Source organism: Kineococcus vitellinus, from assembly GCF_009906315.1.
Taxonomy (GTDB): domain Bacteria; phylum Actinomycetota; class Actinomycetes; order Actinomycetales; family Kineococcaceae; genus Kineococcus; species Kineococcus vitellinus.
In genome coordinates, this window is the sequence record NZ_JAAALL010000316.1 from 1 (window position 1) to 4,816 (window position 4,816).

Below are 4,816 nucleotides of genomic sequence, written 5' to 3' on the forward strand. Positions count from 1 at the left end.
GACCCCCAGGAGACCCCCGTGCTGCGCATCGCCGTCCCCAACAAGGGCTCGCTGTCCGAGGCGGCCAGCGCCATGCTGCGCGAGGCCGGCTACAACCAGCGCCGCGACGCCAAGGAGCTCATCCTCGACGACCCGGACAACTCCGCGCAGTTCGTCTTCCTGCGCCCGCGCGACATCGCGCTGTACGTCGGCTCGGGCACCCTGGACGTCGGCGTCACCGGCCGCGACCTGCTGCTGGACTCGCGCGCCCCCGCCGACGAGATCCTCCCGCTGGGCTTCGCCCGCAGCACCTTCCGCTTCGCCGGCCGCCCCGGCGCCGCCACCTCGGTGCGCGACCTCGAGGGCCGCCGCATCGCCACCAGCTACTCGGGGCTGCTCGCCAAGCACCTGGCCGAGCACGGCGTCACCGCGGACATCGTCCACCTCGACGGGGCCGTCGAGACCGCCGTCGCCCTCGGCATCGCCGACGTCATCGCCGACGTCGTGGAGACGGGCACCACGCTGCGCGCCGCGGGCCTGGAGGTGTTCGGCGAGCCGATCATGACCTCGGAGGCCGTGCTCGTGCGCAGCTCCGGCGCCGCGGCCGACCCGGCCGTCGACGTCCTGGTGCGCCGGCTGCAGGGCGTCCTCGTCGCCCGCCAGTACGTGATGGTCGACTACGACTGCCCCAAGCACCTCGTCGAGCAGGCCTGCGCCATCACGCCGGGCCTGGAGTCGCCGACCGTCTCGCCCATGGCGAACCCCGACTGGGTCGCGGTGCGGGCCATGGTCAAGCGCTCCGTGACCAACCAGGTCATGGACGACCTCTACGAGGTGGGTGCCCGCGCGATCCTCGTGACGAGCATCCACGCCTGCCGGCTGTGAGCGCCGACCCGGGGCCCGACGCGCCCTTCCGCCCCCGGCGGGCGCGGGCCGTCGGCCTGGTCTGCGCGGCCCTGCTGCTCCTGGTGATGGTCGTCGTCTCCATCCTGCTCTCGCGCTCGCCGGACTCCGGCTGGACCGGGGTCGACACGGTCTCGGCGGTGGTGTTCACCGCGCTCGTCTCCGGAGTGCTCGTGCGGCTGGTGAGCGTGCGGGCGCTGCCGACGGCGGACGCCCTCGTCGTGCGCAACGTCGTCTTCACCCGCCGCGTCGACTGGGGAGCCGTCGTCGCGGTGCGCTTCGGCAGCGCCGAGCCGTGGCTGACCCTGGACACCGACGACGGCGACAACGTGCCGGTGATGGCCGTCCAGCGCGCCGACGGCGAGTTCGCCCACCGCGAGGCGCGGCGGCTGGCCCGCATGGTCCAGGACCGCACCGGGCGCGCACCGGCCGCCTGAGCTCAGCGCGCGCGCGTCCAGCGCGCCCGCCCCGCGCCGGGCCCGGCGTCCTCCCCGCCCGGCAGCAGCACCACGTCCGCGCGGGCGCGCACGTCGTGGGCGGCGAACAGCCGCTCCTCCTGCGCGGCCCAGGAGTCCCAGTGCGGGGCGAAGACCTCGCCGTCGCGGGCCAGCGCCCGCCGCCGGCGCACGCCGGCGGCGGCCTCCAGCCAGACGAGCACCTCCACGGGCCCGGCGCAGCCGGCCCCCACGCCCTCGACGACGACGACGCCGGTGCTCGGCAGCCGCACCTCGCCGCGGTACGCGTCGGCGGCCCAGTCCCACACCGGGTGCCGGACCGCTCCGCCGCCGCGCAGCCCGGCCAGGACCCCGCGCAGCAGCTCCACGGCGGCCGCCAGCCCGTCCCAGCCGGGGTAGAGGTCGTCCAGGTGCACCACGGGCGCCGCCAGCGCGTCCGCCAGCGCCGCCGCCAGCCCCGTCTTGCCGCTGCCGGAGCGCCCGTCGACGGCCAGCACCCGCGGCCCGGCCGCCGGGGCCGGGACGGCGTCGAGCGCCGCCGCGAGCGCGCCGACCACCTGCGCGGTGCTCAGCGACCCCTCCGGCCGCCCGTCCGGCGCCCCGCCCGGCGACCCGTCCCGTCGCCGCGCGCTCAGGAGCGCGCGCCCGCGCTCAGAACCACGTCGGGCACCAGGGCGACTCCGGCGTCGCCAGCACCGCCTGCAGCCGGTGGGCGTCCGCGGCGGTGGCCTGCAACCGGCCGGCCGCGCGCAGCGCCACCGGGGAGGTGCCGCCGAGCAGCAGGGAGGCGAGGTCGCCGACGCCCACGCGCACGTCGGGCTCGGCGTCCGTGGTGGTGACCTCCGCGCAGGTCCAGCCGTCGCTCCCGCAGCGGTCGGCGCCCACGTGCAGGCGCACGGTGGCGTCGGCCAGGCCCGAGGGGTCGAGCACGCGCAGCACGAGGGTGCCGCTGCCCAGGTAGCGGCGGGCGGCCAGCGCCCCGGGCACGTCCAGCACCCGCAGCCACAGGAAGTCGTCGACGGGCCCGTCCTGGGCGGCGCGGGGGTCGGTGAGCAGGTGCGGCAGCAGCTCGTCGGCCGGGCGGTCGGGCGCGGCGACCGAGCGCACGAGGTCGATGGAGGTGACGAACTCCCACAGGTCGCGGTAGGCGGCCGGCGAGGTGGCGCTGAGGTCGCTGACGGTGGCGCTGGAGCGGGAGACCCGCCCGGCCCACGCCTCGGCGGTCTCGTAGCAGGCGTAGCCGTCGGCGACGCCGTCCGCGTCGCGGTGCAGCACCACCCGGACGCCCGCGCCGAGCGCACCGGGCCCCTCGGCGGCCGTGCGCTCGGCCCACCAGCGCGCCGGGCGCTCCAGGCCGCCGGGGCGGGCGCGGCGGGCGGCGTCGTGGACGGCCGCGCAGTCCTCGCGCGCCTCGGCCGGGTCGAGCACCTCCAGCGAGCCGCCGGCGGCGGGGCCGCCGGGGGCGTCCGGGCGGAAGGCGGTGCGGTCGGCGTCGACGACCCAGCGCGTGGAGCGGGTCGCGGCGCCGAAGCCGAAGCGGCCGTAGATGGGGGCCTCCATCGCGATGAGCGCCGAGAAGGCGTGCTCGCGCTCGCGGGCGCGCGCGAGGTCGTCGGCCATCATCCGCGACAGCACGCCGCGGCGGCGGTGCGTGGGCAGCACGGTCACGCTGGAGACGGCGTTCACCGGCACCGGCCCGGCGCCCGGGAGGGTGACCTCGCTGGCGAAGGAGCGGAACGTGCCGACGACGCGGCCACCGGCCTGCGCGGTCAGCAGCCGGTGCCCGGCGACGCGCTCGCCGTAGCCGCGCCGCGCCCGCTCGTCGGGGCGCGCCTCCAGGAAGCCGGTGCGCGAGACGGCGAAGAACTCCCCGGCGGCGGTGCTGTCGGCGGGGTCGATCTCGCGCAGGGCCACGTCGGTGCTCACCGGCAGGACCCTGTCACACGGCGAGGCGGGCGGGCGAGCCGGATACCCTGCGGGCGTGACGGTCGCAGTGCGCGTGATCCCCTGCCTGGACGTCGACGCGGGCCGCGTCGTCAAGGGCGTCAACTTCACCGACCTGCGGGACGCGGGCGACCCGGTCGAGCTGGCCCGCCGCTACGACGCCGAGGGCGCCGACGAGCTGACCTTCCTCGACGTCACCGCCTCCTCCGGCTCGCGCGAGACGACGTACGACGTCGTGCGGCGCACCGCCGAGCAGGTGTTCATCCCGCTGACCGTCGGCGGCGGCGTGCGCTCGGTGGCGGACGTGGAGAAGCTGCTGCGCGCGGGCGCCGACAAGGTCGGCGTCAACACCGCGGCCATCGCCCGCCCCGAGCTCATCACCGAGATCGCCGGGCGCTTCGGCGCGCAGGTGCTCGTGCTGTCGGTGGACGCGCGGCGCACCCTGCCCGGGGAGCCGGCGACGGCCTCCGGCTTCGAGGTGACCACCCACGGCGGGCGGCGGGGGACCGGCATCGACGCCGTGGAGTGGGCCGAGCGCGCCGCGCTGCTGGGGGCGGGGGAGATCCTGCTGAACTCCATGGACGCCGACGGCACGAAGGCCGGCTTCGACCTCGACATGCTCGCGCAGGTGCGCGCGCGGGTGGGCGTGCCGCTCATCGCCAGCGGGGGGGCCGGCGCCGCCGAGCACTTCCCGCCGGCCGTGGCGGCGGGCGCGGACGCCGTGCTGGCGGCCAGCGTCTTCCACTTCGGGCAGCTGACGATCGGCGAGGTCAAGGACGCGCTGCGGGCGCAGGGGGCCGTCGTCCGCTGAGCCGGGTCAGCCGGGTCAGCCGGGTCAGCCGGGTCAGCCGGGTTCGCCCAGCGGGTCGTCGTCCGCCGGGTAGCGGTCCAGGAAGCGCTGCACCGCGGCGGGCTGACCGCCCACCTGCACGCGGGCGCGCGAGCGGCGGCCGAAGGCGTGCAGCAGCAGGTCGCCGGGCTCGCCGGTCAGGCTCACCGCGACCTCGGCGCTGCGCACCACCGCCCGCGGGCCGTCCGGGGTGACGAGCACCACGCCCGTGCCGGCCTGCCGGTAGGCGACCCGGCCCATGAGCCGCACGGTGCGCCACAGCGCGTGCGTCTCCGCGCCGGGCAGCCGCCGCGGTCGCCAGTCGTCCTGGGCGCGGCGGATGTCCTCGTGGTGGACGAAGAACTCCGCGCGGTTGACGAGCTCGTCCACCCCGCTCAGGCGCAGCGGGCCGCGGGGGCCGCTGCGCACCCCCTCCACGAGCTGGGCGAACGGCTGCTCGCGCAGCCGCGAGAGCACCAGCTCGCTGCGCCCGCGCAGCGGCGGCACCGCCGACCCCAGGGCGACGTCGGGGCGCGAGTCGCGCACGAGCAGGTGCACGAGCAGGTCGCGCACGTCCCAGCCCCGGCACAGCGTCGGAGCGTCGGGACCGACGGCGAGGGCGGTGTCGCACAGCCCCTCGCGTTCGCGGCGGGCATCGGTGACGGGGGCCATGGCGGTGATCGTGCCACGGGGCGGGTGCGGGCAC

Annotated in this window: 6 protein-coding genes; 3 read left to right on the plus strand and 3 right to left on the minus strand. The window is 77.6% G+C overall.

Features of this window, described 5'->3' with window-relative positions:
* The first annotated feature begins 18 nt into the window (after positions 1-18).
* The gene (hisG, locus tag GTQ99_RS19820; RefSeq protein ID WP_166617430.1) at positions 19-864 is read left to right on the plus strand and encodes an ATP phosphoribosyltransferase; all 846 of its coding nucleotides are present in this window, start codon (positions 19-21) and stop codon (positions 862-864) included.
* A complete protein-coding gene (locus tag GTQ99_RS19825; protein ID WP_166617431.1) occupies positions 861-1,319 on the plus strand; it encodes a PH domain-containing protein in 459 nt (152 codons plus the stop codon). The genes hisG and GTQ99_RS19825 overlap by 4 nt, the downstream gene beginning before the upstream one ends.
* Positions 1,320-1,321: 2 nt before the next feature.
* Here GTQ99_RS19825 and GTQ99_RS19830 read toward each other — a convergent pair whose 3' ends face one another.
* Entirely contained in the window at positions 1,322-1,894 is a 573-nt protein-coding gene (locus GTQ99_RS19830; protein ID WP_166617432.1) for a nucleoside/nucleotide kinase family protein, read from the minus strand.
* A 94-nt stretch (positions 1,895-1,988) separates the two neighbouring features.
* Complete coding sequence (locus GTQ99_RS19835) at positions 1,989-3,263, minus strand: GNAT family N-acetyltransferase (protein WP_166617433.1); 1,275 nt, start codon at positions 3,261-3,263, stop codon at positions 1,989-1,991.
* 55 nt (positions 3,264-3,318) lie between these two features.
* Here GTQ99_RS19835 and hisF point away from each other — a divergent pair, with 55 nt between their 5' ends.
* Complete coding sequence (hisF, locus tag GTQ99_RS19840; protein WP_166617434.1) at positions 3,319-4,092, plus strand: imidazole glycerol phosphate synthase subunit HisF; 774 nt, start codon at positions 3,319-3,321, stop codon at positions 4,090-4,092.
* Between the two features lie 33 nt (positions 4,093-4,125).
* Here hisF and GTQ99_RS19845 read toward each other — a convergent pair.
* The coding region (locus GTQ99_RS19845) for a TIGR03085 family metal-binding protein (protein ID WP_205707866.1) at positions 4,126-4,816 on the minus strand (691 nt) is incomplete at its 5' end.